Here is a 26,755-nt window from a genome sequence, read left to right as displayed (position 1 = left end):
TCTTCGGCCTGAGCTCTGTGACGTCACGCCTCAGCGGACAGAAGCGGCCCCGGAATCCAGGCGACCTCTCCGGGTTCCACTCCGGCTGGGGCGTCACCGGAGACGATGACATCCGCGCGCTCCCAGGGGCGGTCCTTGGCGAAGAAGGGGCGCTCGCCGGCCATCCACCAGTGCCAGAAGCGCACTGACTCCTTGGCGTTGCCGTTGACTCCCTCTGCGATATCGCGGCTGATGCCCCGACGTTCGGCGACGTCATCGCCGGTCTGGACCCACGCGTGGGCGTCAATGAGACCGCTGACGGCGCTGAGGCCGGCCCCGGTTCCCTCGACGACGACCAGGGGAGAGCCGGCAGGGATCCGGATGGAGCCCTTACGTCCGTGCTCCCGCCACTTGGCTGGGACCAGGTCGAGCGAGCCGGTCTCACGCAACTGGGTCAGAGCGTCAACGAGTCGCTGGTCCCACTGGTAGAGGGGCTCGTTCCAGATGAGGTCGTCCAGGTGGAAGGTCTGGGAGCCCGGCACGGCTGCGGTCAGTGCCTTGGTGAGCGTGGTCTTACCGGATCCGCCTCGTCCGTCGACGGCGATGATCGCAGGCCTGTCCTTGGGTGATCCGACGAGATCCAGCAGGTGCGCGACGAGGTCCGCGGTTGCGCTGGCCCGCCACTGGGCCACGGCGGGTTCCTCGGGCTGCAGCTCGACGGACTCAGCCGCACGCACGAGCCGAAAGCGGCTGTCGTCAGCAGGATTCTGGTTGTCACTCATCATGGGACCTTTCAGGGAGCGGCTCATGAGGGTCAGGTCAAGGATCCGTCCCAGCTTCTCGCCGGCCTGCGGGATGGTGCCGACGGTGCTGAAACCATAGCGCTCATGCAGCCGCACGGAGGCCGTGTTGCCGGCCTCGATGAGGGCGATCATGGTGCGGGAGCCCGCCATGGTCGCCGGGCGGATACGGTAGGTGTCTTCGGTGTATGCGAGAATCATGCACCGTTCCTCTGGACGTACTGGGCCAGGTGCTGGGCCGTCAGAGTCGTCGGGGCGGTCACCATCTGGGCGGGTGCCCCGGTGAACACGATGCGACCGCCGTCGTGGCCCGCGCCGGGCCCGAGGTCGATGATCCAGTCGGCGTGCGCCATAACGGCCTGATGGTGCTCGATGACGACGACGGTGCGTCCTGAGTCCACGATCCTGTCCAGCAGGGCCAGCATGGCCTCGATGTCGGCCGGGTGGAGTCCGACGGTCGGTTCATCGAGCACGATGACGCGACTGTCCTGGGCGAGGTGGACGGCGAGCTTGAGCCGCTGGCGCTCACCGCCGGACAGGGTGGTCAGCGCCTGGCCGAGGCGCAGGTAACCGAGCCCGACGTCCTCAAGTCGAGACAGGATCCTGGAGGCTGCAGGCAGGCGCGCCTCTCCCTGGGAGAAGAGCTCACGAGCCTCGTGGGCGCTCATGTCCAGGACATCGGCGATACTGCATCCACCCAGACGGTAGGCGAGCACCTCGTCGTTGAAACGGCGTCCTCGGCAGGCCTCGCACCGGGACTCCACGGTCTCCATGAAACCGAGCTGTGTCTCGATGACTCCGGTTCCACTGCACACCGGGCAGGCGCCTTCTGAGTTGGCTGAGAAGTACGAGGGCTTCGCGCCTTTCTCCTTATTCGCCTTGGCGAAGGCCTTGCGAATATGATCGAGCATTCCGGTGTAGGTGGCTGGATTCGATCTTCGGGAGCCCTTGATCGGGGTCTGGTCAATCGTCACCACGTCATCCATGGGGGAGAGGTGGCCATGAATGAGGCTCGATTTTCCTGATCCTGCGACGCCGGTGACGACGGTGAGAACTCCTACAGGAATATCGACGTCGACGTCGCATAGATTGTTCGTGTCGGCTCCGCGAATCTCAATGACTCCCGTGGGGGAGCGGTGGGTGGTTTTGATGTGCACCCGATCGGCCATGTGGTGCCCGGTGAGGGTGTCGGAGCTGAGCAGTTCCTCAACGGTTCCTTCAAAGCAGATTCTGCCGCCCTGGCTGCCGGCTCCCGGCCCCAGGTCCACCACATGATCCGCGATCCGGATCGTCTCGGGCTTGTGCTCGATGACGAGCACCGTACTTCCTTTGTCCCGCAGGGACAGCAGCAGCTTGTTCATCTGGTGGAGGTCGTGCGGGTGCAGGCCGATGCTGGGCTCGTCGAAGACATAGGTGACGTCGGTAAGAGCCGATCCCAGGTGGCGCACGAGCTTGGTGCGCTGAGCCTCACCGCCCGAGAGCGTCGAGGCCGGACGATCCAGTGACAGGTAACCCAGACCGATGGAGACGAATGCGTCCAGCATTTTCTTCAGGTTGGCAAGCAGGGGAGCGGCATCGAGTAGAATTCCCTGGAGATGAGTAACCCACTGCGCAAGATCGGATATCTGCATGGCGCAGGCATCAGCAATGGATTTTCCGTCGATGAGGCAGGAGCGAGCCGGTTCGGCCAACCGGGTTCCGGCGCACTGCGGGCACACTCCGAAGACGACGGCCCGTTCCACGAAGGCGCGAATATGGGGCTGCAGCGCCTCGGGCTCCTTGGAGAGCATCGACTTGCGGATCCTGGGGACGAGCCCCTCGTAGGTGACGTTGATGCCGCCGACCCTGATCCTGGTCGGCTCCTTGTAGAGCAGGTCGTCGCGCTGTTTGGGCGTGAAGGCGGAGACCGGCTTGTCAGTCGGGAAGAGACCGGACTCGGTGAAGCTGCGCAGCTGCCAGCCGCCCGCCGAGTAGCCGGGCACGGTAATCGCACCGTCCTGCAGGCAGAGCGTCTCGTCGAGTACCTGGGCCAGGTCGATATCGGAGACCTTTCCCAGACCTTCGCAGCCCGGGCACATCCCGCCCTGCACGGTGAAGGTCTTGCGCTCAACGATCTTGCGGCCTCCGCGCTGCGTGGTGACCGCGCCGCCGCCGGTGACCGATGGAACGTTGAAGGCGAAGGCCTGGGGTGAGCCGATATGCGGCGCACCCATGGTCGAGAACAGCACCCGCAGCAGGGCGCCGACGTCGCTGACGGTACCGAGCGTGGAGCGCGGGTTGGATCCCATGCGCTCCTGGTCCACGACGATCGCCGGCGTCAGTCCTTCCAGGCGATCGACGTCTGGACGCGCGCTGGCATCCATGAACCCCTGAACGAAGGCCGGGTAGGTCTCGTTGATGAGACGGCGCGACTCGGCGGCGATCGTGGCGAAGACGAGTGAGCTCTTGCCGGAGCCCGACACGCCGGTGAACACCGTGAGCCTACGCTTGGGGATGACGACGTCGACACCGCGCAGGTTGTTCTCGCGCGCTCCGACGACGCGGATGACGTCATGGTCGTCAGCAGGGACCCGTCCAGCAGCCTCTCCAGCAGTCACAGGAGGAATTGTGCCGGATGCCGCCAGTACCGCGCACACATCTACCGCCGATAATGTACATTATGTCATTCTCGGCGAGGGCTCCGTTCCCTCGGCACGCGCCACGCCAGCCTGACGGCCACCCTGACGACCGCGACCCTCACCTCCGCTCAGCACCAAGCACTCTCGCGTCGCACGAGACATGGAGGCCATGTAGCCTTCGCGGAGCGCGCCATCAGGCCCGTTGCCAGTAATTTCCTCAGGGAGCCCCATGTTCCTCGCGCTGCGCGAGATCCGGCACGAACCCGTGCGCTTCGGACTCATCATCTCCGTCATCACCCTGGTGGCCTATCTCACTTTCTTCCTGGCCTCGCTCGCCGTCGGACTGGCCCACCTCTACCGAGCCGGCATCGACGGCTGGGACACCGCGAGCGTGGCCATCACCGACGCCTCCAACGAGAACCTCTCCGCCTCGCGCCTGAGTGACGAGCAGCTGAGCACCACCGAGTCCCTGGCCCAGGACAACGGGACCACGGCGTCGACACTCATGAGCACCGCCGCTGTCGCCCAGGCCCGCGACGTCAAGGACGAGGACGGCGAGGCGCTGCGAGACGACGTCTTCGCCTTCGGCATCGACCTGGACGGAGAGCTCAGCCCGACCGTGTCCAGCGGACGAGCGATCTCCGATCCCAGCACGGAGATCCTCGTGGACGACTCCCTCCAGGCCAAGGGGCTCAGGACCGGCGACACGCTCCGGCTCCTGGGATCCGATCACGACTGGACCGTCGTCGGCTTCACCCACGACACGACCTTCCAGTCGGCCCCCGTAGTGACCCTGGACGGTGACGCCCTAAGGCAGTACGGCCCCACCAGCCTGTCCCCCGCGGTCTCGGCCGTCGTGTTCAAGGCCGACCTGACCGAAGACAGCAGGGCCGTGAAGTCCGCCCAGGACGCGGGCCTGACGATCCTGACCAGTGAGGAGCTCATTCAGACGCTGCCCGGATACTCGGCGCAGGTTCTCACCTTCAGCCTCATGATCGGCTCGCTCATCATCATCGCGTCCACGGTGCTGGGCATCTTCATCTACGTGCTGACCCTGCAGAAGAGACCGGTTCTGGGAATCCTCAAGGCGCGTGGCGTCCCCACCAGCTACCTCATCCGGTCCGGTTGCGCCCAGACGCTCGTGCTGTCGGTCGCCGGTATCGGAGCCGGCCTGCTGCTGACGGTGGCGACCTCCCTGGTTCTGCCCAGTGCCGTCCCCTTCAGGCTCTCCGGTCTTCTCGATCTGTTCGTCGCCACCGTCTTCGTTCTCGTCTCGGTTGTCGGCGGCCTTATCTCCGTGCGGGTCGTCTCCCGCATCGACCCTGTGGAGGCCATCTCATGACGACGTCGAAATCAGCGACCGACACGGCAACCGCAGTCATGTCCCTGGAGTCGGTGACCCGGGACTACCGTCAGGGCGATGAGACCGTTCACGCGCTGCGCAGCACCGATCTTCAGCTCCGCACCGGCGAACTGGTCGGGATCCTGGGACCGTCCGGATCGGGAAAGTCGACGCTGCTGACCATCATGGGCGGCTTGCGCTCCCCCTCCAGCGGCACCGTCACCATCTCGGGTGAGCCGTTCTCCGCCTTGCCGGAGAAGCGCCGGGCCCAAATCCGACTGCGGCGCATCGGTTTCGTTCTCCAGGCCTCCGGTCTGGTTCCCTTCCTGAGGCTCAACGACCAGTTCGGCCTCTACGACCGGGTCACGCGCACGAAGTCCGGCACGAGCAGGCGGGATCACCTCCTGGACTCTCTCGGCATCTCGAAGCGAGCACACGCCTACCCCTCCGAGCTCTCCGGGGGTGAGCGCCAGCGCGCCGCCATCGCGGTGGCGCTCTACCACGACCCCGACATCATCCTGGCCGACGAGCCGACCGCCGCCCTGGATACCCGACGGGCTCAGGACGTCGCCCGCCTGCTCGCCGATCAGACCCACGAGCTGGGCAAGGCCACCGTCATGGTCACGCACGACGAGCGGTTGCTTCCCGTGTGCGACCGGGTCCTGGTCATGCACGACGGCGTCCTGGCGGAGCAGGGCGATGGCGACGGCGAAGCTGATGCCGACTGAGCCGCGCTGGCTCCTCCCAGCCCGGAGAACTACAGTCGTGAGCCGTGTCCACGATCCCGAACTCCGACCACTTCCCCACCGCCGTCTTCCTCGGTGACTCCGTCACCACCGGCTGGCGGGCACTGAGCCATCCCCGCAACCGTTGGACCTCCCTGGTGTGCGAGCACCAGCGGTGGCGGGAGGTGAACCTGGCGGCGGACGGTCTCGGGTTCTTCGCGCGTCGTGGAGGCCATCTGCCCGGTGGCCAGCGCTCGCCGTCGTGCCGCGACACGACCTGGCTGGAGGCGGTTCTGCGCTGTGAGCCCGACGTCGTCACGATCAGCCTGGGGCTGAACGACGCAGCCTTCCTCCCCTCTCAGCGCGAGCTGGTCGAGCAGGCGATCGACCATGACCTCAGCTTCATCTCCACCCGCTTGCGGGGCGCGGCGGTCATCATCGCCCCTTACTTCCCCTCCCTGGAGACCGGTCCGCGTTTCCAGGCCATTCACCGGCTCGTCCATGAGAAGGCGACCTCCCTGGCACTGACCTCGACCGACGCCCTGACCACGGCGATCAACGGAGACGAGGACCGGCTGGCCATCGACCAGATCCACCCGGATGACGCCGGCCACGCCCAGATGGCCCGAGCCATGATCTCCCTCTACTCCGAGATCCTGCCGATCGCGTAACGCTTGGCCCGCGTTTACGCAGGTCAGTTGGGTAATGCGGCCTTCGAGGCATATGCTTGAGAGCAGATCGCACTGTCCGTGAACGACTCAGGAGCTCGAGGACCCACTAGTGGAGTCACACCGCGAACCCACACTGGCTGATGTTGCCCAGGCTGCAGGCGTCTCGCTGACTACAGTCTCCCGCGTGCTCAACAACCGCGGCTATCTCTCCCAGGAGACACGGGAGCGGGTAGCCGAGGCGATCGCGCAGCTCAACTACCGCCCCAATCAGATCGCCCGGGCGCTGCACGGCAAGTCGACGCAGTCGATCGGGCTGATCGTCCCCACAGTCGCGCTGCCCTTCTTCGGTGAGCTCACCGAGCACGTCGAAGACTTCCTGGCCGACCACGGCTACAGGACATTCGTCTGCAACTCCATGGGCAAGGCGGACCGAGAGCGCGAGTACCTCGATCTCCTGGTCTCCCACCGGGTCGACGGCATCATCTCCAGCGCCCACAACGACGGCCTGGCCGACTACAGCTCGATCCACCTCCCCGTGGTCAGCGTCGACCGGGACCTCTCCCCCACCGTCCCCAACGTCCGTTGTGACAACGAGGCCGGTGGTCGTCTCGCCGCAGAGCACCTGCTCAAGAGAGGGGCATGTCGTCCGGCGCTGCTGACCTCCCGCACCGGCATCCACAACCTGCGGGAGAAGGGGTATCGCCAGGTGCTCCAGCAGGCGGGCATCGAGCCCGTGGTCCTCACCGTCGACTTCAACACGCCTGACGCCGAGCGCCCCGGTCTCATCCGCGATCGGCTCGACCTCGTCGCCGACGACATCGACGCGGTCTTCGCCACCGACGACCTCACCGCCGCGCAGGTGATGGAATGGGCCGCCGAGAAGGGCTTGAGGGTCCCGGAGGACTTCAAGGTGGTTGGTTTCGACGGCACGATTGCGATGCGTCGCGCCCTGCCGTCGCTGACCACCGTCCAGCAGCCCATTGCCAAGCTGGCCCGAGCCGCGGTCGACCTGCTCCTGAACCGGATCGAGCCCGCCGCCCCGGCCTCCTCGGACACGGATCACTCCGACCGGCCACGGAAGAAGCTTCGGGTCCCCTCACCCATGGCAGTCAGGCTGTTGGCGGGCCGTACCGCCTAGTGAGCCGTGAGTGACAGTGAGGCCCCGACTGTTGACGTCGGGGCCTCACTGGTTGTCTGTCACGTCGCCCGGCGACTCAGGCCTTGACCTCCGCGGTGTCGGCCTGGGCGCCGGCCTTGTCGTCGGCGGGATCTTCGGCCTTGCGCACGACGTCGAAGAGGGCGTCACCTCGGTGGATCGTTCCGGAACCGTGCTCCTCGATGCCCTCGTAGCTCTGGACGTTGGAGACGACGATCGGAGTGACGGTCTGGTAGCCGGCGGCGCCGACCGCGGCCCAGTCGACGTCCACCAGCGGCATGCCGCGCAGAACCTTGTCTCCGGCCTTGACCTTCGGGCTGAAGTGCTTGCCGTCGAGCTGGACGGTGTCCATCCCGACGTGGATGAGCAGCTCGACGCCGCTGGCGGCGCGCAGGCCGTAGGCGTGCCCGGTCGGGAAGGCCACGAGAACCTCTCCGTCCACCGGGGAGACGACGGGCCCCTCGGCCGGGGCGATGGCCATGCCCGGGCCGAGCATGCCGGATGCGAAGGTCTGGTCCTCCACCTCCGACAACGGCATCGCGCGTCCCTGGATCGGGGCGGTGACGGTGAAGTCCTCAGCGGCCTCGGCGGGCAGCTCGACGGTCTCGGCGTGCTCGGCCATGGCCTCTGCCTCCAGGGCCGCCTCGTCCGCGCCATCGACGTCGTCGCCGGCCAGCGAGGCCTTGCCACGGGTCTTGCCGTAGGCGAAGGCAGCGGCGAACGCGGCGATGAAGACGATCACCTCGAGCACGAGGTACTTGACGATGTCGTCGGGGACGATCGACACGAAACCGACGAATCCGGCGGCGCCCAGGGCCTGGTTGTGGATGTCGAGCAGGGCGACGGCGGCGCCGCCGAGGGAGGCCACCCCCATTCCGATGAAGAAGGGCCAGCGCAGACGCAGGTTGACACCGAAGATGGCGGGCTCGGTGATGCCGACAATCGCGGAGACGCCACCGGCGCCGGCCAGTCCCTTCATCTTGGAGTCCTTGGTCAGGAAGAAGACCGCCAGGGTCACGGCGCCCTGGGCGATGTTGGCCATGGAGGCGATCGGGAAGATGAAGGAACCGGGACCGCCGCTGCTCATCTGCGCGATGAGCGGCAGCTCTACCGCCGGGAAGGACTGGTGCAGACCGGTGACCACGATCGGTGAGTAGACCAGGCCGAACAGGAACCCGCCCACGGGACCGGCGGTCGTGTACAGCCAGCTCAGGCCGTTGGTGATGCCGTCGGAGAGCTCGCGCGCCAGCGGGCCGACGACGACGAAGGTGAGGAATCCGGTCACCAGGAGGGTGATGAGCGGGGTGAGCAGGAAGTCGGCCGTTCCGGACAGGCGCTTGTGAAGCCACTTCTCGATGTAGGCCAGCAGCCAGGAGACGCACAGGACGGGGATGACCATGGCCTGGTAGCCGATCTTGTCCACGGTCAGGCCGAAGAGGTGCCACACCTCGATGGACCCGGCCTCCCGGGCCGTCTCGATCTCGTAGGCGCTGGTCAGCTGGGTGGAGACCATGGCGGCGCCCATGGCCGCCCCCAGGTAGACGTTGCCGCCGAAGCGCTTGACCGCTGAGAAGCCGACGAGCACCGGCAGGAAGGCGAAGGCCGCTGAGGAGACGAGGTTGATGACGTCGTCGTAGTCGGCGAGCCAGGAGAACCTGTCGACGAGCCCGTAGGCGCCTGTGGGGTTGTCGGGGGCGACGAAGGAGGGCGAGGTGAAGAAGTCGGCCGTCAGGACGTTGTGGATCGCCATCATGAGACCGCCGGCGACCAGGGCCGGGAGCAGCGGCACGAAGATGTCGGCGATCGCCTTGATGAAGCGGGACAGCGGGTTACCGCTCTTGGCCGCCTGCTCCTTGGCCTCGTCCTTGGAGACCTCCTTGACCCCTCCGGTGTGGATCATCTCGGAGAAGACGAGGTCGACGTCTCCCGGTCCGACGATGATCTGGAACATGCCTCCCGCGATGAAGGTGCCCTTGAGGTCGGGATCCTTGTCGAGAGCCTTCTGGTCGACCTTGTCCATGTCGTTGAGGACAAGACGCAGACGCGTTGCGCAGTGCGCTGCTGCGTTGATGTTGTCGGCGCCACCGACGTACGTCAGGACGTCCTTCGCCACGCGGGCGTGATCCATTGCCACCCGGGGGTTCCTTTCTCGTGATGGGACCGCAACAGCTGGGAGGGCTGGGAAACCCACTGGTCGGGAACGTCGCTGACTCCCGGCGGCCACACCTGTGTCAATCGATAGTCACAGTACAGTGCGTCACAGCACCCTGCAACCGGAGAGGGAAGTCCCGGTCAATTCCTCATCTCCGCGCGATTGAGTCGCCGTCTCTCCCTCTGATGACGGGGTCCTCAGAGCATCTCGGGAGCCGGTGTGAAAGTCCTGGCACTGCCGGCTTTGAGCGCGAGCGGTCCCTCCACCACGAGCCGCGCCCCCGAGGTGCCAACGTCGACGAAGCTGCGCAGTGTGAAGGTCAGGGCCCCGTCGCCGACGAAGACCTCGGTCAGCGAGCGGTCGTGAATGACCTCCAGCACCGGTGCACAGCCTTCAGGAAGCGTCACCGTACGCGTGGAGCCGTGCTGACAGTAGCGGGAGGTCGAGCGATCCACCCGGAGCGCTCCCCCGCCCAGAACGATGTCCACGTGAGACTCCTCGCCGCCGATCCTCAGTCCCCAGGCGCCTGAACCGCCCGCCGCCCCGGCCTCCAGACGCAGCTGCCAGCTGCGGTGCCCGCGCAGCTCGGCAACCTCGTACCGGCCCGCCGCCAGGACCGCATCCACCAGAGCCGGCTGCCCGATGTCGTGGGGCAGGTCGGTCGAGGGACGTTGGATGAGCCGGCCGCCCTTCAGGCTCAGGGCTCGAGGCAGGCTCAGCGCGTGGACCCACCGACCGGTATCGATCGAGGGCTGGTCGTCCTCGGAAGCGTTGCCGGCCCAGGCGGTCAGCAGCGTCGGTCCCGGCTCGGAGGGCCGACGGGCGAAGACCTGGGGGGCGTAGAACTCGAAACCGCGATCGACCTCGTGGAAGGTGCCGTCGGTGTCTCGCAGCTCGGTACCCACGAGGTGCCCCACCGTATAGACGCAGGGGAAGATGTTCTCAAAGCCCTCTGCCTGCGGGGCGATGCCCTGAGGGCACCAGATGAGAACGTCCCAGTCCTCGCCGGTGTCCTCGTCGGTCACCCGCACCAGGCCGGGGCACTCCCACATGTATCCGAAGGAGTCGAAGACGCCGCCGGCGTCGGGGAAGGTCAGCTCCCCCTCAAGCTCCCAGGAGACCAGGTCCCGGGACCGGTACAGGACTGCGGCACCGGTCTCGTTGACGCGCTGGACGCCCAGGAGCATCCGGTACTCCCCCGGCCGGTCCGGGTCGCGGAAGACCTGCGGGTCCCGGTAGTGGGCCGTGTAGCCCTCGGCGTTGGCGGGGATGAGGGGGTTACCGGGCCACTTGGTGAAGTCGGTCAGGTCACCGCTGGTCACCAGGCACTGACTGGCGGTGCGTTCATCGGTGACGGGGTCCTTGAGGTTGCCGGTGTAGAAGAGCTGGTACGGGGCCCGGGCCGGGGCTCCGTCGAGCTCGCTGCCCTCCAGCACGATCGCGTTGCCGGAGTAGGCGCCGGAGAGGTCGTAGAAGGAGTCCGGGATGATGGTTGGCTCATGGTGGTGCCAGTGCAGGAGATCCGTCGAGGAGGCGTGCCCCCAGTAGACCAGCTTGCGGTGGGGATGGAAGGGGCTGAACTGGTAGAAGGCGTGGTAGACGCCGCCGTCGACCAGGAGCCCGTTGGGGTCGTTGAGTCGTCCCACCGGTGGGACGACGTGGAAGCAGGGGTAGTCCGGGTCATCGGCCGCGGTGGAAGTAGCAATCTCATCCAGGGCCAGGCCCTTGAGGTCCTCAGTCACGGTCGGATGTTAGCAGGACCACTCCCCCGTACCGGGTGCGCGCCCAGTAGGTGACCGCTGGACGGCCGATGAACGATCAGTGGAAGTACGGAATGATGAGCCACAGGCCGAACAGCGCGATCATGGCGGCGATGGTGATGAAGACGCCCGCCAGGACCTGGGCCGTACGCACGCCCTCGACCTCGCCGGCCTCGTGCTTGGCGTGCACGGTGGCCAGCATGCGGGCCGCCAGAGAACAGATGATGAGGATGAACGCGGTGCCCAGTACCGTCACCGCGGTCACCAGTCCCAAGGAGGCCCAGTCGATCGTCATACCGGTCATGCCATGGATCCCGTCGTCATCCGCTGCGTGTTCTCATGATCCGTCGAGCCACTGACGATCTCGGAACGCACCTCCTCGAGCGTACGCGGTTCGCGTCCCAGCTCAGGGTCCTGCTTGGCGACGACGACCTCTGAGGCGTCGTTGACGTTGGAGAAGTCCACGCGATTGTGACCGGCCTGTCTGATGATCGCCAGGGCCCCGAGGATGAGCAGGCAGATGACCGCGATCGTGCCCGGTACCCCGCCTCTGACTGCGACGTAGGACGTGGCGGCACCGACCAGGCCTGAGCACGGAAGCGTCACCAACCAGGCGACCCCCATCTTCCCGGCCGTCCCCCACGACACCTTGGTGCCCCGGCCGATTCCCGAGCCCAGGATCGAGCCGGTGCAGATGTGGGTGGTGGACAGGGCGAAGCCCAGGTGGGAGGAGGCCAGGATCGCCACCGTCGAGGCGGTCTCGGAGGCGAAGCCCTGGGGAGCCTCGACATGAACCAGTCCGCGTCCCATGGTGCGCATGATGCGCCACCCGCCTGAGTAGGTGCCCAGGCCGATGGCCAGTCCTGCTGCTCCGATGACCCACCAGTGGGGTCCGGTACCGGCCTCCTGGTAGCCACCGGCCACGAGCGCCAGGGTGATGACCCCCATGGTCTTCTGCCCGTCGGATGTGCCGTGGGACAGCGCCACCAGGGAGGCGGTCACTCGCTGACTGTTGCGGAAGAGCCGCTGCGAGTAGGGGTTGCTCGGATGGGCGATACGGTAGGCGAGCGCCGTGGCCAGCGCCGCCGCCACCCCGGCCACCACCGGCGCGATGACGGCCGGGAGGATGATCTTGGAGATCACTGTCCCCCAGTGGACGCCCTGGACCCCGGCGGCCACGACCACTGCCCCGATGAGTCCCCCGAACAGCGCGTGCGACGACGACGACGGCAGTCCGAACAACCACGTCGCCAGGTTCCACAGGATAGCGCCGGCCAGACCCGCGAAGATCATGGCCGGCGCCGCCTGGATCACCGCGTCGTCGAACATCCCGTGAGAGATCGTCTTGGAGACCTCGGTGGACAGGCAGGCGCCGATCACGTTGAGTACGGCGGCGACCAGAACCGCCCGCCTGGGTGTGAAGGCTCCGGTCGCCACCGACGTCGCCATGGCGTTGGACGAGTCGTGGAAACCGTTGGTGAAGTCGAAGACGAGCGCCGTCACGACGACAACGATCACGAGGAAGAGAATGGTGCTCATACCGTTCCCGATGGGAGATTGAGTGACCCTCTCTGCCACCCTGACGGGCGAGCACGGAGGTCCGGGTCGCGTGAGCGCAACCCACCAGTATTGTTACCCGCTGATCGCTCCGCTGCCTAACCGATCGCGTACAGGCTGGCGACCAGCACCGGGCACCTCCTGCCTACGTGAGGACCGTGGTCCGGCGACACGGCCTTTCGTCCCAACGAGGGGCCAACCCCTCTGAGCCGATTGTCACGTCCCACAAACAAGGCTTGACGTAGTGGCATTGCCCGGAAAGAGGGGCTCGTCACGATAGGGTCACCGCATGGCAGCGGACACCACGAACAGCCTGGACAGGATCCACAGCGGGGCCCTCCCCGGACAGGAGAACGACACCGAGTCGATGACCGACATCGACCTGGGAATCGACCTGGGAACGACCCGAACCGTCGTCGCACGCGCGGATCGGGGGAACTACCCGGTTCTCAGCTTCGCCGACGAGAACGGCGACGAGCACGACTTCATCCCCTCGTTGACGGCTCTGCGCGACGGCCGGCTCGTCCACGGTTTCGCTGCCAGGCAGGCCACCCACCAGGGAGCTCCGTTGCTGCGCAGCCTCAAACGGGTTCTGGCCTCCCCCACGCTGACGGCCTCGACCCCGGTGGTACTGGGCGACCAGAGCTTCTCCGTCCTGGAGGTTCTCTCCAGCTACCTGCGCCACCTCAAAACCGAGCTGGCGAGGCAGGACGTGGATATCAGCCGCGCTCGTGCGGTCGTCGCGGTACCCGCCCACGCCTACGGGGCTCAGCGCCTGCTGACTCTGGAGGCCTTCCAGCAGGCGGGCTTCTGCGTCGCCGCGATGCTCAACGAACCCAGCGCCGCCGGCTTCGAGTACACCCACCGCAAGGCCACCACCGTCTCCTCCAGGCGCACCCGGGTCCTGGTCTACGACCTGGGAGGAGGCACCTTCGACACCTCGCTGGTCGACGTCGTCGGCACCTCCCACGAGGTGCTGGCCTCCCATGGGCTGGGCGACCTGGGTGGGGACGACGTTGATCTGCTCATGGCGACGATGGTGCTGAACAAGGCGGGTATCGCCGAGGAGGACCTCTCCCCCACCGAGCTCGACGACCTGCTGGACCAGTGCCGGGACGCCAAGGAGCACCTCACCCCCCAGAGCCGACGAGTGCTTATTGTCCTGCGGGGTCAGGACATCGTTCTGCCCGTGGCCGACCTGTACCACGCCGGCACCCCGCTGATCGAGCGTTCCCTGGCCACGACGGCTCCGCTGGTCGGCAGGCTCGACGACGGCAGCCCGGACCTGACCGATATCGCCGGCGTCTACCTGGTCGGGGGCGCCTCCGGCCTTCCGCTGGTCCCCCGGCTCCTGCGCGAGCGCTTCGGTCGAAGAGTCCACCGCTCCCCCTACCCGGGGGCCTCGACGGCAATCGGCCTGGCCATTGCGGCGGACCGCACCAGCGATTACGACCTCACGGACCGGCTCTCACGCGGCTTCGGCGTCTTCCGTGAGGCCGACGGCGGCCATCGGCTCACCTTCGATGCGATCCTCAGCCCGGAGTCCGTTCAGGCCTCTCCCGGCGGCCGGGAGGGAACGGTCCTGACCCGTGAGTACGACGCCGCCCACAACATCGGCTGGTACCGCTTCGTGGAGTGCGCCGACGTCGACGAGGCCGGAGAGCCTCGCGGCGAGATCGCCCCCTACCAGGACATCGTCTTCCCCTTCGAGGCCTCGCTGCGGGACGTGGATGACCAGGAACTGCGCACCTACTGCGTGGAACGGCGTGACCACGGCCCGCGGATCCAGGAGCACTACCGCATCGATGAGGCCGGCCTGGTGCGCGTCACCATCACCGACCTCACCGACGGGTACAGCCGCCGCTACGTCCTGGGTCAACGCACCGAGTAGGCGCCCCGCCCCGGGAGTGGGTCAGGAGCGTGCGGCATCGGAGACCCGGGTGAGAGCCCGGGTCTCCTCGGCACTGAGATCAAGAGTCAGAGCGTCCATGATCGGCCGCAGCTGACTCAGGCTGCGCGCTGAGGCCAACGGGGCGGTGACGCCGGGCCGGTCGCGCAGCCAGGCCAGCGCCACGGCGGACGGCTCCACCGCGTGATCCGCCGCCACCTGGATGAGGGCGTCGACGACGTCGTAGCACTCCGGCCGCTGGTAGTCGGCGACCATCCCGGCCCGGTCACCGTCGATGACCTCACCGCGACGGTACTTTCCAGTCAAGAAGCCCGCGGCCAGGGCGAAGTAGGGCATGAGCCCCATACCGAGCTCGGCCGCCGCCTGTCCCCTGCCGCCCGAGCCCTCGACGTCGTCGCGGTGGAGGAGGTTGTAGTGGGGCTGCAGGACGATGGGCCGAGCACAGCCCTCGGAGTCGGCGATGGCGAACCACTGCCGGATGCGCTCGGGCGTGTAGTTGGACAGACCCACGTGGCGGATCATGCCGGCACGGCGAGCCTCCTCGAAGGCCACCACGGTCTCCTCCAGCGCTGTGGACTCGTCATCGAAGTGCGCGTAGTAGATGTCGACGACGTCGGTGCGCAGGCGGGACAGTGACTCCTCCAGTGCCAGGCGGATGTTGTCGGCGCTCAGACCGGGCCGGTCGGGCTTGGTGGAGACCTTTGTGGCCAGGACGATCCGATCACGGACGGGGCGTGAGGCGAGCCAGCTTCCGATGACGCTCTCCGACTCCCCTCCGGAGTTTCCCGGCGCCCAGAAGGAGTATCCGTCAGCGGTGTCGACGAGGTTCCCTCCGGCGTCCAGGTATGCGTCGAGCACCTCGAAGGAGGTGGCTTCATCCGCTGTCCAGCCGAAGACATTACCTCCCAGCCCAATGGGGCTGACCTGGAGATCGGCCAAGGCGCGCGTCGGTGTTCCAGTCATGTTCTCTCCTGATCCTTGAACGATGCCGGAATGATATTTGTCCTGTCATAGGTTGGGCCGGCAGAGCCAGGATACGACCGAGGCCGGAACCGCGGTATTGGTTCCAGCCTCGGCGAACGACGTGCTCGACGGCGCGTCCGGCGGAGCTCAGATGGCCTGCTGCCGTTTAGCAGCGCGACGCTTGGCCAGCTCATCCTCGACCAGTGGCGTCCCGAGCGCCTGGGCGTGGTCGACGGGAAGGTCCGCCAGAGCCCCCTCGACCTCGTGCCAGACCCGGCCGACCGCGATGCCGAAGACGCCTTGGCCGCCGGCGACAAGGTCGACGACCTCGTCCGCGGAGGTGCACTCGTAGACCGAGGCCCCGTCGCTCATGAGAGTGATGGAGGCCAGGTCCTCCACGCCACGCGAGTGCAGGGCGCTGACGGCCGTGCGGATCTGCTGGAGGGAGACGCCGGTGTCCAGAAGCCGCTTGACGACCTTGAGGACCAGGATGTCGCGGAAGGAGTAGAGGCGCTGGGAGCCCGATCCCTTGGCACTGCGGATCGACGGCTCGACCAGGCCGGTGCGGGCCCAGTAGTCGAGCTGGCGGTAGGTGATGCCGGCGGCTCGGCACGCGACCGGTCCCCGATAGCCCGAGTCGGCGTCGAGCTGAGGAAGCGGGTCGCCGAACAGCATGCCCTGAGTACGCTGAGGCCTAGCTACCGCACTGGCTTCATTCATGCTCACGAGCTGCTCCTGTCACCGGAAGAAGACGCGTCTGAGACCGACGCGGCGGCTCGCCTCGTGCGGCCACGGCTCCACGATAGGGCCAGTTGGGGCGATGCTCAACGAAGGGCACGCCCGATCTCGATGTGCCGTCAGGCATGAATCTCTAGGTGAGGTCGAGCATCCTGCTCGAAGAGTCGACAATTCCCCGCGACAGCGCCGTTTCATCACCTCAGCGCGACCGATCGATAGTGTTATAGATCACAACTCTAGTCACACGAGTCACATCAGTCCCGCGTGTCGTCAGTGAGGTCAGTGGTCTCGGACAGCATTCGTCGCCACTGCGCGAGCCTCTCGGCCCCCTGGTCATCGCTGAGATCGACGGCCCTCAAACGCGTCAGCGAGCTGCTGGCGTGCACCGGCAGCTGGTGGTAACCACTCAGGAGGAGCCCCTCGCCCGGAGTGCAGGGAACCGTCGTCACCTTGTCCTCATGTGCGGGTAGCTCGACGACGAGCCTGGCGACGATGCGGGCATCGTCGTCGACGTCCAGCTCAGTGCGCCCGATGCGCCCGCCCAGGGCCTCGACGACGTCATCGAGGAGCCTGGGCCAGGTCGGCGACCGATATGAGCCGTGGGCGTGCAGCACCAGCCCTTCGTGCGGCGTCACCGGAATCGCCAGCATCGCCGGTCCACCGTCCTCCACGAGGACAGCGACCAGGCCGTCATCAGGATTGGTGGACCTGACGCCCACCAACTGCATCAATGGCACGCCTCAACCCTAAGGGGCGGCGCTCACCCCTGTCCCGGGAACACGCATACGACGGGTGCTGACTTTCGTCGACACCCGGCTCTGCCCGAGCACCAGCACTGGGGCGCTCTCGCAAGCACGTCGTCACCCCAGTGCGTCGACGGCACGGCGCAGCAGGATTGTGTGCAGGTCCGCGACGAGCTCGGCCAGCTCCCGTGCCGTCTCCTCACCGGCGCTGCGAGACCGGGACCGGCGAGGAGCCACCGCCTGGTCGATGGTGTCCGCCTCGCGCTCGGCCGAGGCACGCACCGCGCGCAGGTTGCGCAGCGGTACGCCCTTGCGGGTGATCTCCAGGGCCAGGCGCACGGTTCTCAGGTTCTGCTGGCTGTAACGGCCGCGAACATCGGGGCTGATGAGTCCGACGGCGACGAGCTCCTCGATCTGCGACTCGCTGGCACCGGAGTGGGTCAGGAGCGCCTCCAGATCCATGGGCCCGTCATCGACGATCTGGCCGTCACGGGCGACGACCCGGGCGACAGGCTGAGGTGCGGGAGCCCCGGCGTCAGCGTCCAGACGCGCCAGACGGTCACGAATGACGTGCAGGGGAAGATACTCGTCTCGTTGCACCGCCAAGGCGTAGCGCAGGCGCTCCAGGTCGGCTTGCGAGTAGCGACGGTACCCGTTTCCGACGCGGTGGGGCCTGATGAGCCCCTCCCCCTCGAGATAGCGGACCTTGGAGATCGACAGGGCCGGGAACTCCACCTTGAGGAGATCCACCACCTGTCCGATCTTCATCGCCGGCTCTCGAGAGATGCCGCGGGGCCAGCTTCCGCCGGCCGCGCGCCCGGAGCCCTCAAGCAAGGAGGAGGGGGCGTCTCGCTTCTTGCTTCGTGCGGTTGCGGCGCTCACCGAGACGCGGCTCCGCCCTGGGGGCCGGGGTGGTAGGTCATCCGGTACTTGCCGATCTGGACCTCATCACCGGAGCGGAGGGCCACCTGCTCGACGCGTGTGCGGTTGACATAGGTGCCGTTGAGGGAACCGGAGTCACGGACGCCGTAGCCGCCGTCGGGCAGGGAGGAGAAGACCGCGTGCTTCCTGGAGACGGTGACGTCGTCGAGGAAGATGTCGGCACGCGGATGGCGTCCCACGGTTGTCTCCTCGGCATCCAGCAGGAAGCGCGCGCCGGTGGTCGGCCCGTGGTGGACGAGGAGAAGCGCCGTTCCCGACGGTAGGGCAGCGATCGCGGCGGCGTCCTGCTGGCTCAGCCCCACCACCGGGGATTCCACTGAGTTGACGACATCGGCAACCCCGAAGGTCTGGGTGGAGGAGGGATCCTGCTCGATCGGACTGCTCGACATTATTCCTGCCCCTCGGTTCGTTGCGGCGCCCGTTGCGCCGCCTCACGCACCACCATACCGTTCGTTGCACTGACGTCGAGTCAACACCACGACATGGCTTGCCGCGAATGGCGAGAAGCCTACCCACTGTCCGCCCTCAGCCAACCCCTCAGGGTGATCATGAGCACCGAATACATGTCTCGGACCGGTCACGGGATCCACTGATGTTGCTCAGGCTAGGACGAAGGTCTCATAACTCAGGGGAGGACTCGTTTCTCAGGGCGACGCCGAGGCGACACGACGGGCGGTGAGAGCACGGCGTAGGTCGTCGAGGCTCTTGAGGAGCAGCCGACGCAGAGCCGGCGGCGCCTCGGGATGGGTATCGAGCCAGTCCTCGACGGCCTGCGCATCGGCCTCGTCCCCGCAGGCGGGGAACAACCCCGTCACCAGCCGTGTGGCGATCTCCTGACCGCGCTCGGACCACATCCTCTGAAGCTCCTGGAGGTAGCTGGTGGTGAACGGGGCGGTCAGCTCACGGTGGGCGTCGACTGCGAAGCCCGCGATGAGGGCGTCGATGTGGTCGTTGCTCAAAGCAGTATCGTGGAGGAGCCGGCCGAGGACCTCCTCCTTGAGCCCCCTGCGGGGCAGCGAGCTGGAAGCCCTCAGGTGGTGGGTGATGCCGCTGGCCGTGGGATCCGCCTCACGCTGCACGTCGAGCTCGTCGGGGTCGACGGCCCCCAACCGCGCCAAGGCCGTCAGCGCCCGCCATCGCAGATCGGCGTCCAGCTCCAGGCCGGGAAGGTCGCCGCTCAGCATCTCACGGATACGGGCCACCGCCTGGGCCTGCTGCTCCTCACCGACCAGCCGCGCCTGTCCCGCGGCCTCCAGCCAGGCACGGGCGCGCACGAGCTGCACGTCCGAGCCCGGTGCGGCGCCGCGAAGCCTGCCCCAGCCACCATGCATGCAAGCGGGTTTCGATCCCTTCGGGTGCCCTGCCGGGTCATCGGCGAGGAGCCTGTCCAGGAGCGTGCGACGCATGCATGGACCGGTGTATCGGCAGGCGGCTCGCAGGGCCTGGTTCAGCAGTGTGGCCAGGGTGCCCGGCTCGGTGTCGTCGTCGGCATGGGCCAGGACGGTCTCCACGAACAGTGGTGCGCCAATGACCGCGTCGCGCAGAAGGTTGTGCAGCATCGACCAGGCCAGCGACCGGGCCATGGGGTCTCGGAGGGATCCGAGACAGGCGGCGAGGCGGGACAGGGAGGCGTCATCTGGCCGCACGACGGCGTAGGTGAGGTCCTCGTCGTTGACCAGGACGACGTCGGGAGCGGGCAGCCCCTCAGCCTCAGTGATCTCGAGCCGCTCGGTCTCCAGGGTCACCGGCAGCCGGTGGGTACGCACCAGCGCGCCGTCCTCGCCGAAGGAGTACAGCCCGACCACGAGCGTGTGCGGGCGCAGAACCGGCGCTCCTGTGGCCAGATCGGTTCCCTCCTGGCGGAGGGTCAGCGAGGCGATCCGCCCCTCGTGGGTGATCAGCTCGTCGGTGATGACGGAGGGCCCTGCGGTGCGGAGCCAGGCTCGGGCCCAGTCCTGCATGTCGCGGCCTGAGACCCGTGAGAGCACCTGCAGGAAGTCGTCCAGGGTGGCGTTGCCGTAGGCGCGGCGCTCGAAGAGAAGCCCGGAGGCCTCCAGGAAGGCCTCATGGCCGACGTAGGCGACGAGCTGCTTGAGAACGGCGGCGCCCTTGGCGTAGGTGATGCCGTCGAAGGCCTGGCGGGCGGCCTCGACGTCGTCGACCTGCGCCACGATGGGGTGGGTGGTGGCCGGCCGGGAGTCCTCCAGGTAGGCCCAGGCCTTGCGGGTGGAGGCGAAGCTCACCCACGCCTCGGTGTAGCCCGCCGCCTCGGCCTCGGCCCAGGTGCCCTGGTGGTCGGCGAAGGACTCCTTGAGCCAGGTGTCCTCCCACCAGGTGGGAGTGACGAGGTCGCCGAACCACATGTGGCACATCTCGTGGAGGATCGTGTTGGCGCGTCCGGCTCTCTGGGAACGGGTGACCGGTCCGCGGAAGAGGTAGAGGTCCTCGTTGAAGGTGACGCAGCCGGGGTTCTCCATGGCGCCCAGGTTGTACTCCGGGACGAGCACGCTGTCCTAGGAGTCCCAGGGGAAGCCGTAGCGGTAGGCCCGGTCGTAGAGGTCCAGGCCTGCACGGGTGACATCGAGCAGCTCGGCAGCGTCGAGGTGCTCGGCCAGGCTGGACCGGCAGGACCATGACAGGGGGATCGTCAGGCCCTGACGGCTCGGGGAGCTCCACTGGCCGGTCACCCGGTGCCAGGGGCCGGCCGCCAGCACGGTGAGGTAGCTGGGCAGAGGCTCTGAGGGGGCGAAGGAGGTCACCTCGACGCCGCTATCCGTCTCAGCACTGTCCGCAACACTGTCGGCGCCCGCCGTTACGCGGGCGCCTGAGCCGGTTGCCACCGCACGGGTGTTGGACATGACCGTCCAGCCGCGCGGGTGGGTGACCTCCAGGCAGAAGCAGGTCTTGAGGTCCGGCTGCTCCATGACCGGCCAGGCCCTACGGGCGTCGGAGGGCTCGAAGTGGGTGTAGAGGTAGGTGGCGCCGTCAACCGGGTCGTGGAAGCGGTGCAGCCCCTGACCCGAGTTGGAGTAGAGGCCGCGTGCCTCGATCTCCACCGCGTGCTCGCCCGGCTCCATGACCGGCAGGGCGATACGGGCTCCGTCCCAGGCCGCCGCGACCCGCTGCCCGTCGACGCTGAGCGAGTCGACCGACTGCCCCACGAAGTCCACCCAGAGGCCTTCGGCTCGTTGCCCGATGCGCAGCCGCATCAGGCAACGAACGCTGAAGGCCGTCTCCCGGGGACTGGTTGCCGTGGTGACGTCGATGGCCACGTGGCTGGAGGTCATCTGGCACACCGAGGCCCGCCAGGAGGCCTCCTCGTGACGCAGATTCGTGGGGCTGTCCGAGCGAGCGGGTGCGGAGGTCGTCATGTTGGGGCATCCACCGACGGGAGGCGGTCCATATGGGTCCAGATGACTGCCTGGTCGAGCCTCAGCTCCACTTCTCCTCGGTGCGCTCCGGCGTGGCCCACAGCGTGTGGTAGACGCCCTCGACGTCGTCGGTGCGGTGGTAGGTGTGGGAGCCGAAGAAGTCGCGCTGCCCCTGGATGAGGGCCGCCGGCAGGCGCGGGGAGCGCAGCTGGTCGACGTAGGCGAGTGAGGAGGCGAAGGCCGGAGCCGGAACGCCGGACGTGGCGGAGGTGGCCACCACCTGGCGCCAGGCGGGCAGCACCTTGGCCAGGGAGGAGGCGAAGACCGGCGCCGTCAGAAGGCTGGCCAGGTTCGGGTCCTCGTCGTAGGCGCGGGTGATGTCGTCCAGGAAGCGGGCCCGGATGATGCAGCCGCCCCGCCAGATGCGGGCCATGGCGCCCAGGTCGATGTTCCAGCCGAACTGCAGCGAGGCAGTGGCGATCTCGTCGAAGCCCTGCGCATAGGCTGCGATCTTGGAGCCGTAGAGGGCCTGCCTGACGGCGTCGACGAAGGCGCGTCGCTCCTCGGGGCCCGCCAGGGTCGGGGCCGAGGTGCCCGGAGCGATGTCGGCGGCCTGGACGGCGGCTCGGGCGGCGCCGGCTGAGGAGACGGCACGGGCGAAGGTGGCCTCGGCGATGGCGGGCACGGCCACTCCCAGCTCGAGGGCCGTCTGGGTGGTCCACACCCCGGTGCCCTTCTGACCGGCGGCGTCCACGACGACGTCGACGAACGGCTCCCCGGTGGCGGCGTCGGTGTGGGAGAGGACCTCGGTGGTGATGTCGATGAGGTAGGAGTCGAGCTCGGAGTCCTTCCAGGAACGGAAGACCTCGGCGATCTCGGGGACGGTGAACCCGCCGACGTGGCGCAGCAGGTCGTAGGCCTCGGCGATGAGCTGCATGTCGGCGTACTCGATGCCGTTGTGGACCATCTTGACGAAGTGGCCGGCGCCGTCGGGACCCACGTGGGTGCAGCAGGGGACGCCGTCGACGTGGGCGGAGATGGACTCCAGCATCGGCCCCAGGCGCTTGTAGGAGTCATCAGTGCCGCCGGGCATGATCGAGGGACCGTTGAGCGCCCCCTCCTCACCGCCGGAGACGCCCATCCCCACGAAGTGCAGTCCGCGCTCGCGCAGGGACTCCTCACGGCGGCGGGTGTCGGTGTAGAAGGTGTTGCCGGCGTCGACGATGATGTCACCGGGCTCCATGAGCTCGGCGAGCTCCTCGATGACCGCCTCGGTGGCGGCCCCGGCCTGGACCATGATGATGGCCACGCGGGGGGTGCGCAGGGAGGACACGAAGTCCTTCAGGTCGGCCGCGGGCACGAAGTCGCCCTCCGAGCCGTAGCGCTCGATGAGCCGCTCGGTGCGGGCGAGCGTACGGTTGAAGACGGCGACCGAGTGACCGTGACGAGCCAGGTTGCGGGCCAGGTTGGCTCCCATCACCCCCAGCCCGAAGACACCGAGGTCGGCTGTGGCTGGTGCGGGGGTGAAGCTGCTCATGGAGGTCCTTTCGTGTGCGACAGGCCTGTGACAGCCCTGCGATTCCAAGAGGTGGTACCGGACGATACGGGGATGCTGGTTGCGGCCTGCGAGGCGAGGCCGATGCGACGGCGATCCGGGTCCAGACGCCGGCGGGTACCAACCGGCACCTGTCAACGTCATCGACCCTACCGCGTCCGGGCCTCGTGCACGAAGATCGTCCGTGGTTCAGGCGCTCCCCCGACATAGTGCAAAGGCTCACCCGGGCTCACGGTGGGCCTGTCCCTCCCAGGCGAGTCCTCAGCAGGCACGTTACAGTGACAGTCGGCGACAGTCGGCCCGCACAGCCCCTCGGCCTCTGCGGCGGCCGACCAGGCCCCAGCGGACCACGGCGACTTGCCGAAAGTCTGCTGACGCAGTCTCCACCGTTTGTCGATTCTCAGAAAGGCTGACGTGTCCAGCTCCGACTCTGCGACTCCACTACCGCTGTCGCGGCCCGCGCGAGCAGCCAACCCGCTTCTCGACGCCCGCGATCTTCGCCTGCCGCGCATCGCCGATCCCTGCGTCCTGGTGATGTTCGGCATCACCGGTGACCTCGCGCGCCACAAGCTCCTGCCCGCCATCTACGACCTGGCCAACCGCGGCCTGCTCTCCCCCAGCTTCTCGCTGGTGGGGGTGGGGCGACGATCCTGGTCCGACGACGACCTGCGCGAGTACGTGGAGAAGGCCGCTCGCGCCGGCGCCCGCACCCCGTGGCGCCCCGCGATCTGGGAGCAGCTGGCCGCGGGGATGCGCTTCGTGGAGTTCGGCTCCTTCGAGGATGATGCCGCCTACGAGCAGCTCACCCGCGTCGTCGATGACCTCGACGCCACCCGCGGCACCCGGGGGAACCGCGCCTTCTACCTGTCGATCCCTCCGGGCTGGTTCCCGGCCGTGACCGAGCGGATCGCCCGTTCCGGGCTCGTGGAGGAGTCGGCCGACGCCTGGCGGCGCGTCGTCATCGAGAAGCCCTTCGGGCACGACCGCACCAGCGCCCGCGAGCTCGACGCCCTTGTGGGAAGGATCGTGCGTCCCGACGACGTCTTCCGGGTCGACCACTACCTGGGCAAGGAGACGGTGCAGAACATCCTGGCGCTGCGGTTCGCCAACACGATGTTCGAGCCGCTGTGGAACCAGCGTTACGTGGACCACGTCCAGATCACGATGGCCGAGGACATCGGTATCGGCACCCGGGCCGGGTACTACGACACCATCGGCTCGGCACGCGACGTCATCCAGAACCATCTGCTCCAGCTCCTGGCGCTGACCGCCATGGAGGAGCCCACCAGCATGGACGCGGCTGCTATCCGCCTGGAGAAGGAGAAGGTTCTCGACTGCGTGCGCCTGGAGCGCGACGGGGTGCTGGACCTGGACCTCACCACTGCACGGGGGCGCTATGAGGCGGGCTTCCAGGGAGGACTGCCTGTACGGGGCTACCTGGAGGAGGACGGTGTCGCCTCCGACTCCCGGACCGAGACCTTCGCCGCCCTGCGCCTGGAGATCGCCAACCGCCGCTGGGCCGGGGTGCCGTTCTACCTGCGTGCCGGCAAGCGCCTCACCCGCCGGGTGACCGAGGTGGCGGTCGTCTTCAAGCAGCCTCCGTTCCTGCCCTTCGAGTCGGCAGCCACCACTGCCGTGGGCGCCAACACGATCGTGCTGCGGATCCAGCCCGATGAGGGCATCACGCTGCGGCTGGCCTCCAAGGTGCCCGGCACCCAGATGGAGCTGCGCGACGTCTCCATGGAGTTCGGCTACGGCGCCACCTTCAACGAGGAGTCGCCGGAGGCCTACGAGCGCCTCATCCTCGACGCGCTCCTGGGCGACGCACCGCTGTTCCCCCACCAGCGCGAGGTCGACCTGTCCTGGCGCATCCTGGACCCCGTCATCGAGCACTGGAGCGGCGGAGGAGGTCCCGAGGACTACCGCCCCGGTTCCTGGGGACCGGCCAGTGCCCATGAACTCCTTGCCCGCGACGGCCGCACCTGGAGGCGCTCATGATCACCACGCTGACCGCAACGACCACCTCCCGGATCGTCTCCCACCTGTTGGAGCACGAGGGCACATCCGGGTCCTCCCGGGTGCTGACACTCGTCATCTCCACGGACGAGGAGGGACTCGAGGAGGCGCTGTGCGCCGCGCACGGAGCCAGCCGGGACCACCCGAGCCGGGTCATCGCCGTCGTCAAGCCGGCTGCCGAGGACACCGACCGGTCGACTGCGCGCAGCCGCGACGGGCACGTCTCCGCTCAGGCGGGCGGGCACCTGGACGCCGAGATCCGCGTCGGACACGACGCCGGTGCCGGCGAGACGCTGGTCCTGCGTCCCTGGGACGAGGCGGCGCTGCACACCGACACGCTGGTGGTCCCCTTCCTCCTGCCCGAGGCACCGGTGGTCGTGTGGTGGCCGACGACCGTCCCCGAGGTCCCCTCGCAGGACCCGTTGGGGCGCCTGGGCTCCACCCGCATCACCAACACTCCCGCACAGGCCTTCCCGGCCAGGGCGCTGCGGGAGCTGGCGCCGGTGAGCGTGCGCGGAGACATCGACCTGGCCTGGACCCGGATCACCCTGTGGCGCGCCATGGTGGCCTCCACCCTGGACCCGATCCTTCGCTCGGGCAGGCTGCGTGAGGTGGTCGTGGCCGGCGAGCCCCGTAACTCCTCGCTCTCTCTCATGATCGCCTGGCTGCGGCTACGGCTGGACGTCCCTGTGGAACGGGTCGATGAGGAGGGCTTCAAGGGCATCTCGTCGATCACCGCCAGGACCGACGACGGCGACATCATCATCGCCCGTCACGACCTGGAGCGGGTCACGATCACCCGCCCCGGCTCCCCCGAGCCCCAGGCGGTGACGATGGCCCGCCGCGAGCCGGTGAGCACCCTCAACGAGGAACTGCGCCGACTCACCCCCGACCTCGTCTACCAGGAGGTCCTGGCCACCTTGCTGGAGGAGCCCGCCAATGACTGACGACACTGCCGACGGCCAGGCGATCACCGAGATCCAGATGGGTGCGGCGGCGGCCTCAGAACCGGCCGTCGTCGTGGCACCGACTCTGAGCGACGCCGCCCAGCTGGCCTGCCAGGAGACCATCCGGGTCCTGGCTGAGGCGGTCGCGGACCGAGGGGTTGCCCACCTGGCCCTGACGGGCGGCTCCGGCGGGGTGGCGCTGGCCGAGTCACTGGCCCCGCTCGTTGCCGACCAGCCCGAGCCGGTGCGTCACGGCATCCACCTGTGGTTCGGAGACGAGCGCTTCGTGCCCGCTGGAGACCCGGAGCGCAACGACCTGCTGGCCGAGCCGCTGGTTGCCGCCGGTGTCCCAGGGGCTCAGGTGCACCGTCTGGCCCCTCCACAAGACGTCAGTGGGCTCGATGAGGCCACGGCGCGCATGGTCCACGAGCTTGAGGCGTCCGGCCTGACCAGTGGGGGCTTCGACGTCGTCCATGTGGGACTGGGCCCTGACGCCCATGTCTGCTCACTCTTTCCGGGGCACCCCGCCGCACTCGCGGTGGGGATCGCCGCCGTGGCCGTACGCAGCTCGCCCAAGCCACCTCCTGAGCGCTACTCGCTGACCTTCGAGGTCTTGCAGCGCGCCCGCCGGATCATGGTCGTGGCCGGCGGTGCGGCCAAGGCCGAGGCGGTGCGTCTGGGACTGGGCGCTCCCGATGTGGTCACGGCGCCCGCCTCGTGCTGCCGGGGCCGGCAGACCACCTGGTACCTGGATGAGCCGGCCGCCGCGAACCACAGCGTCGTCTGACGCTCGAGGTCCTCTGCTGCTGTG

20 protein-coding genes and 1 pseudogene are annotated in these 26,755 nt (G+C 67.8%); 8 read left to right on the top strand and 13 right to left on the bottom strand.

What is annotated here, in order from left to right:
- Positions 1 to 23: 23 nt before the first annotated feature.
- Positions 24 to 980 (bottom strand): hypothetical protein, encoded by a 957-nt coding sequence (locus HCR68_RS04065; protein ID WP_243858923.1) that lies wholly within the window; start codon positions 978 to 980, stop codon positions 24 to 26.
- Positions 977 to 3,376: an excinuclease ABC subunit UvrA gene (locus HCR68_RS04055; protein WP_167146494.1), complete on the bottom strand. Its 2,400-nt coding sequence runs from the start codon at positions 3,374 to 3,376 to the stop codon at positions 977 to 979. Before HCR68_RS04055 ends, HCR68_RS04065 begins: the two co-directional genes overlap by 4 nt.
- Before the next feature lie 250 nt (positions 3,377 to 3,626).
- Between HCR68_RS04055 and HCR68_RS04050 the strand changes: the two genes are divergently transcribed.
- From HCR68_RS04050 to HCR68_RS04035, 4 genes are all read left to right on the top strand, one after another.
- Entirely contained in the window at positions 3,627 to 4,739 is a 1,113-nt protein-coding gene (locus HCR68_RS04050; protein ID WP_167146491.1) for an ABC transporter permease, read from the top strand.
- Positions 4,736 to 5,467 carry an ABC transporter ATP-binding protein gene (locus HCR68_RS04045; RefSeq protein WP_167146488.1) on the top strand — a complete coding sequence of 244 codons (732 nt, stop codon included), beginning with the start codon at positions 4,736 to 4,738 and terminating at the stop codon, positions 5,465 to 5,467. The genes HCR68_RS04050 and HCR68_RS04045 overlap by 4 nt, the downstream gene beginning before the upstream one ends.
- Positions 5,468 to 5,511: 44 nt before the next feature.
- Positions 5,512 to 6,135 carry an SGNH/GDSL hydrolase family protein gene (locus HCR68_RS04040; RefSeq protein ID WP_167146485.1) on the top strand — a complete coding sequence of 208 codons (624 nt, stop codon included), beginning with the start codon at positions 5,512 to 5,514 and terminating at the stop codon, positions 6,133 to 6,135.
- A gap of 109 nt (positions 6,136 to 6,244) precedes the next feature.
- Complete coding sequence (locus HCR68_RS04035; RefSeq protein WP_167146483.1) at positions 6,245 to 7,273, top strand: LacI family DNA-binding transcriptional regulator; 1,029 nt, start codon at positions 6,245 to 6,247, stop codon at positions 7,271 to 7,273.
- A 76-nt stretch (positions 7,274 to 7,349) separates the two neighbouring features.
- On the opposite strand, the gene HCR68_RS04030 is transcribed toward HCR68_RS04035, so the two are convergent.
- The 4 genes from HCR68_RS04030 to HCR68_RS04015 all read right to left on the bottom strand — a co-directional run bounded on the left by HCR68_RS04030 (position 7,350) and on the right by HCR68_RS04015 (position 12,742).
- Complete coding sequence (locus HCR68_RS04030; protein WP_208320502.1) at positions 7,350 to 9,419, bottom strand: PTS beta-glucoside transporter subunit IIBCA; 2,070 nt, start codon at positions 9,417 to 9,419, stop codon at positions 7,350 to 7,352.
- A gap of 221 nt (positions 9,420 to 9,640) precedes the next feature.
- Positions 9,641 to 11,185, bottom strand: a complete 1,545-nt coding sequence (locus HCR68_RS04025; RefSeq protein ID WP_167146477.1) for a GH32 C-terminal domain-containing protein — start codon at positions 11,183 to 11,185, stop codon at positions 9,641 to 9,643.
- Between the two features lie 76 nt (positions 11,186 to 11,261).
- Positions 11,262 to 11,507: a hypothetical protein gene (locus HCR68_RS04020; protein ID WP_167146474.1), complete on the bottom strand. Its 246-nt coding sequence runs from the start codon at positions 11,505 to 11,507 to the stop codon at positions 11,262 to 11,264.
- Positions 11,504 to 12,742: an inorganic phosphate transporter gene (locus HCR68_RS04015; RefSeq protein ID WP_167146471.1), complete on the bottom strand. Its 1,239-nt coding sequence runs from the start codon at positions 12,740 to 12,742 to the stop codon at positions 11,504 to 11,506. Before HCR68_RS04015 ends, HCR68_RS04020 begins: the two co-directional genes overlap by 4 nt.
- Positions 12,743 to 13,049: 307 nt before the next feature.
- Here HCR68_RS04015 and HCR68_RS04010 point away from each other — a divergent pair, with 307 nt between their 5' ends.
- The gene (locus HCR68_RS04010; RefSeq protein ID WP_167146468.1) at positions 13,050 to 14,651 is read left to right on the top strand and encodes an Hsp70 family protein; all 1,602 of its coding nucleotides are present in this window, start codon (positions 13,050 to 13,052) and stop codon (positions 14,649 to 14,651) included.
- Between the two features lie 21 nt (positions 14,652 to 14,672).
- Here the strand turns inward: HCR68_RS04010 and HCR68_RS04005 are convergent, their stop codons facing one another.
- From HCR68_RS04005 to gndA, 7 genes and pseudogenes are all read right to left on the bottom strand, one after another.
- Entirely contained in the window at positions 14,673 to 15,632 is a 960-nt protein-coding gene (locus HCR68_RS04005; RefSeq protein ID WP_167146466.1) for an aldo/keto reductase, read from the bottom strand.
- A 147-nt stretch (positions 15,633 to 15,779) separates the two neighbouring features.
- Positions 15,780 to 16,307, bottom strand: coding sequence for a MerR family transcriptional regulator (locus tag HCR68_RS04000; RefSeq protein ID WP_009397704.1), 528 nt, complete (start codon positions 16,305 to 16,307; stop codon positions 15,780 to 15,782).
- A 317-nt stretch (positions 16,308 to 16,624) separates the two neighbouring features.
- Complete coding sequence (locus HCR68_RS03995) at positions 16,625 to 17,098, bottom strand: hypothetical protein (protein WP_167146709.1); 474 nt, start codon at positions 17,096 to 17,098, stop codon at positions 16,625 to 16,627.
- A gap of 132 nt (positions 17,099 to 17,230) precedes the next feature.
- Positions 17,231 to 17,995, bottom strand: a complete 765-nt coding sequence (locus HCR68_RS03990; RefSeq protein ID WP_208320497.1) for a MerR family transcriptional regulator — start codon at positions 17,993 to 17,995, stop codon at positions 17,231 to 17,233.
- Entirely contained in the window at positions 17,992 to 18,444 is a 453-nt protein-coding gene (locus HCR68_RS03985; RefSeq protein ID WP_167146463.1) for an FHA domain-containing protein, read from the bottom strand. Before HCR68_RS03985 ends, HCR68_RS03990 begins: the two co-directional genes overlap by 4 nt.
- Before the next feature lie 255 nt (positions 18,445 to 18,699).
- Positions 18,700 to 21,426, bottom strand: a pseudogene (pepN, locus tag HCR68_RS03980) (aminopeptidase N).
- A 61-nt stretch (positions 21,427 to 21,487) separates the two neighbouring features.
- Positions 21,488 to 22,963, bottom strand: coding sequence for an NADP-dependent phosphogluconate dehydrogenase (gndA, locus tag HCR68_RS03975; RefSeq protein WP_167146460.1), 1,476 nt, complete (start codon positions 22,961 to 22,963; stop codon positions 21,488 to 21,490).
- Between the two features lie 432 nt (positions 22,964 to 23,395).
- On the opposite strand from gndA, the gene zwf reads away from it, so the two are divergent.
- Genes zwf through pgl form a run of 3 tightly spaced genes read left to right on the top strand, consistent with a single transcriptional unit; the run spans position 23,396 to position 26,731 of the window.
- Positions 23,396 to 24,979 carry a glucose-6-phosphate dehydrogenase gene (gene zwf, locus HCR68_RS03970; protein ID WP_167146457.1) on the top strand — a complete coding sequence of 528 codons (1,584 nt, stop codon included), beginning with the start codon at positions 23,396 to 23,398 and terminating at the stop codon, positions 24,977 to 24,979.
- Positions 24,976 to 25,944 carry a glucose-6-phosphate dehydrogenase assembly protein OpcA gene (locus HCR68_RS03965; RefSeq protein WP_167146454.1) on the top strand — a complete coding sequence of 323 codons (969 nt, stop codon included), beginning with the start codon at positions 24,976 to 24,978 and terminating at the stop codon, positions 25,942 to 25,944. The genes zwf and HCR68_RS03965 overlap by 4 nt, the downstream gene beginning before the upstream one ends.
- Positions 25,937 to 26,731, top strand: coding sequence for a 6-phosphogluconolactonase (gene pgl, locus HCR68_RS03960; RefSeq protein WP_167146451.1), 795 nt, complete (start codon positions 25,937 to 25,939; stop codon positions 26,729 to 26,731). Before HCR68_RS03965 ends, pgl begins: the two co-directional genes overlap by 8 nt.
- Positions 26,732 to 26,755 lie beyond the last annotated feature (24 nt).

The sequence above is a fragment of the Actinomyces sp. ZJ308 genome (assembly GCF_011752065.1).
GTDB lineage: Bacteria > Actinomycetota > Actinomycetes > Actinomycetales > Actinomycetaceae > Actinomyces.
The sequence above is the reverse complement of the archived record's forward strand: the minus strand, read 5'-3'. Positions and strand labels throughout refer to the sequence as shown.

What these genes read in the sequence shown, in the direction of transcription:
- HCR68_RS04020 (WP_167146474.1), bottom strand. Translation starts at nt 11,507, where the DNA reads ATGACCGGTATGACGATCGACTGGGCCTCCTTGGGACTGGTGACCGCG.
- HCR68_RS03965 (WP_167146454.1), top strand. Translation starts at nt 24,976, where the DNA reads ATGATCACCACGCTGACCGCAACGACCACCTCCCGGATCGTCTCCCAC.
- HCR68_RS04065 (WP_243858923.1), bottom strand. Translation starts at nt 980, where the DNA reads ATGATTCTCGCATACACCGAAGACACCTACCGTATCCGCCCGGCGACC.
- HCR68_RS04010 (WP_167146468.1), top strand. Translation starts at nt 13,050, where the DNA reads ATGGCAGCGGACACCACGAACAGCCTGGACAGGATCCACAGCGGGGCC.
- HCR68_RS04050 (WP_167146491.1), top strand. Translation starts at nt 3,627, where the DNA reads ATGTTCCTCGCGCTGCGCGAGATCCGGCACGAACCCGTGCGCTTCGGA.
- pgl (WP_167146451.1), top strand. Translation starts at nt 25,937, where the DNA reads ATGACTGACGACACTGCCGACGGCCAGGCGATCACCGAGATCCAGATG.
- HCR68_RS04000 (WP_009397704.1), bottom strand. Translation starts at nt 16,307, where the DNA reads ATGCTGTTCGGCGACCCGCTTCCTCAGCTCGACGCCGACTCGGGCTAT.
- HCR68_RS04015 (WP_167146471.1), bottom strand. Translation starts at nt 12,742, where the DNA reads ATGAGCACCATTCTCTTCCTCGTGATCGTTGTCGTCGTGACGGCGCTC.
- HCR68_RS03985 (WP_167146463.1), bottom strand. Translation starts at nt 18,444, where the DNA reads ATGTCGAGCAGTCCGATCGAGCAGGATCCCTCCTCCACCCAGACCTTC.
- HCR68_RS04030 (WP_208320502.1), bottom strand. Translation starts at nt 9,419, where the DNA reads ATGGATCACGCCCGCGTGGCGAAGGACGTCCTGACGTACGTCGGTGGC.
- HCR68_RS04005 (WP_167146466.1), bottom strand. Translation starts at nt 15,632, where the DNA reads ATGACTGGAACACCGACGCGCGCCTTGGCCGATCTCCAGGTCAGCCCC.
- HCR68_RS03995 (WP_167146709.1), bottom strand. Translation starts at nt 17,098, where the DNA reads ATGCAGTTGGTGGGCGTCAGGTCCACCAATCCTGATGACGGCCTGGTC.
- gndA (WP_167146460.1), bottom strand. Translation starts at nt 22,963, where the DNA reads ATGAGCAGCTTCACCCCCGCACCAGCCACAGCCGACCTCGGTGTCTTC.
- HCR68_RS04045 (WP_167146488.1), top strand. Translation starts at nt 4,736, where the DNA reads ATGACGACGTCGAAATCAGCGACCGACACGGCAACCGCAGTCATGTCC.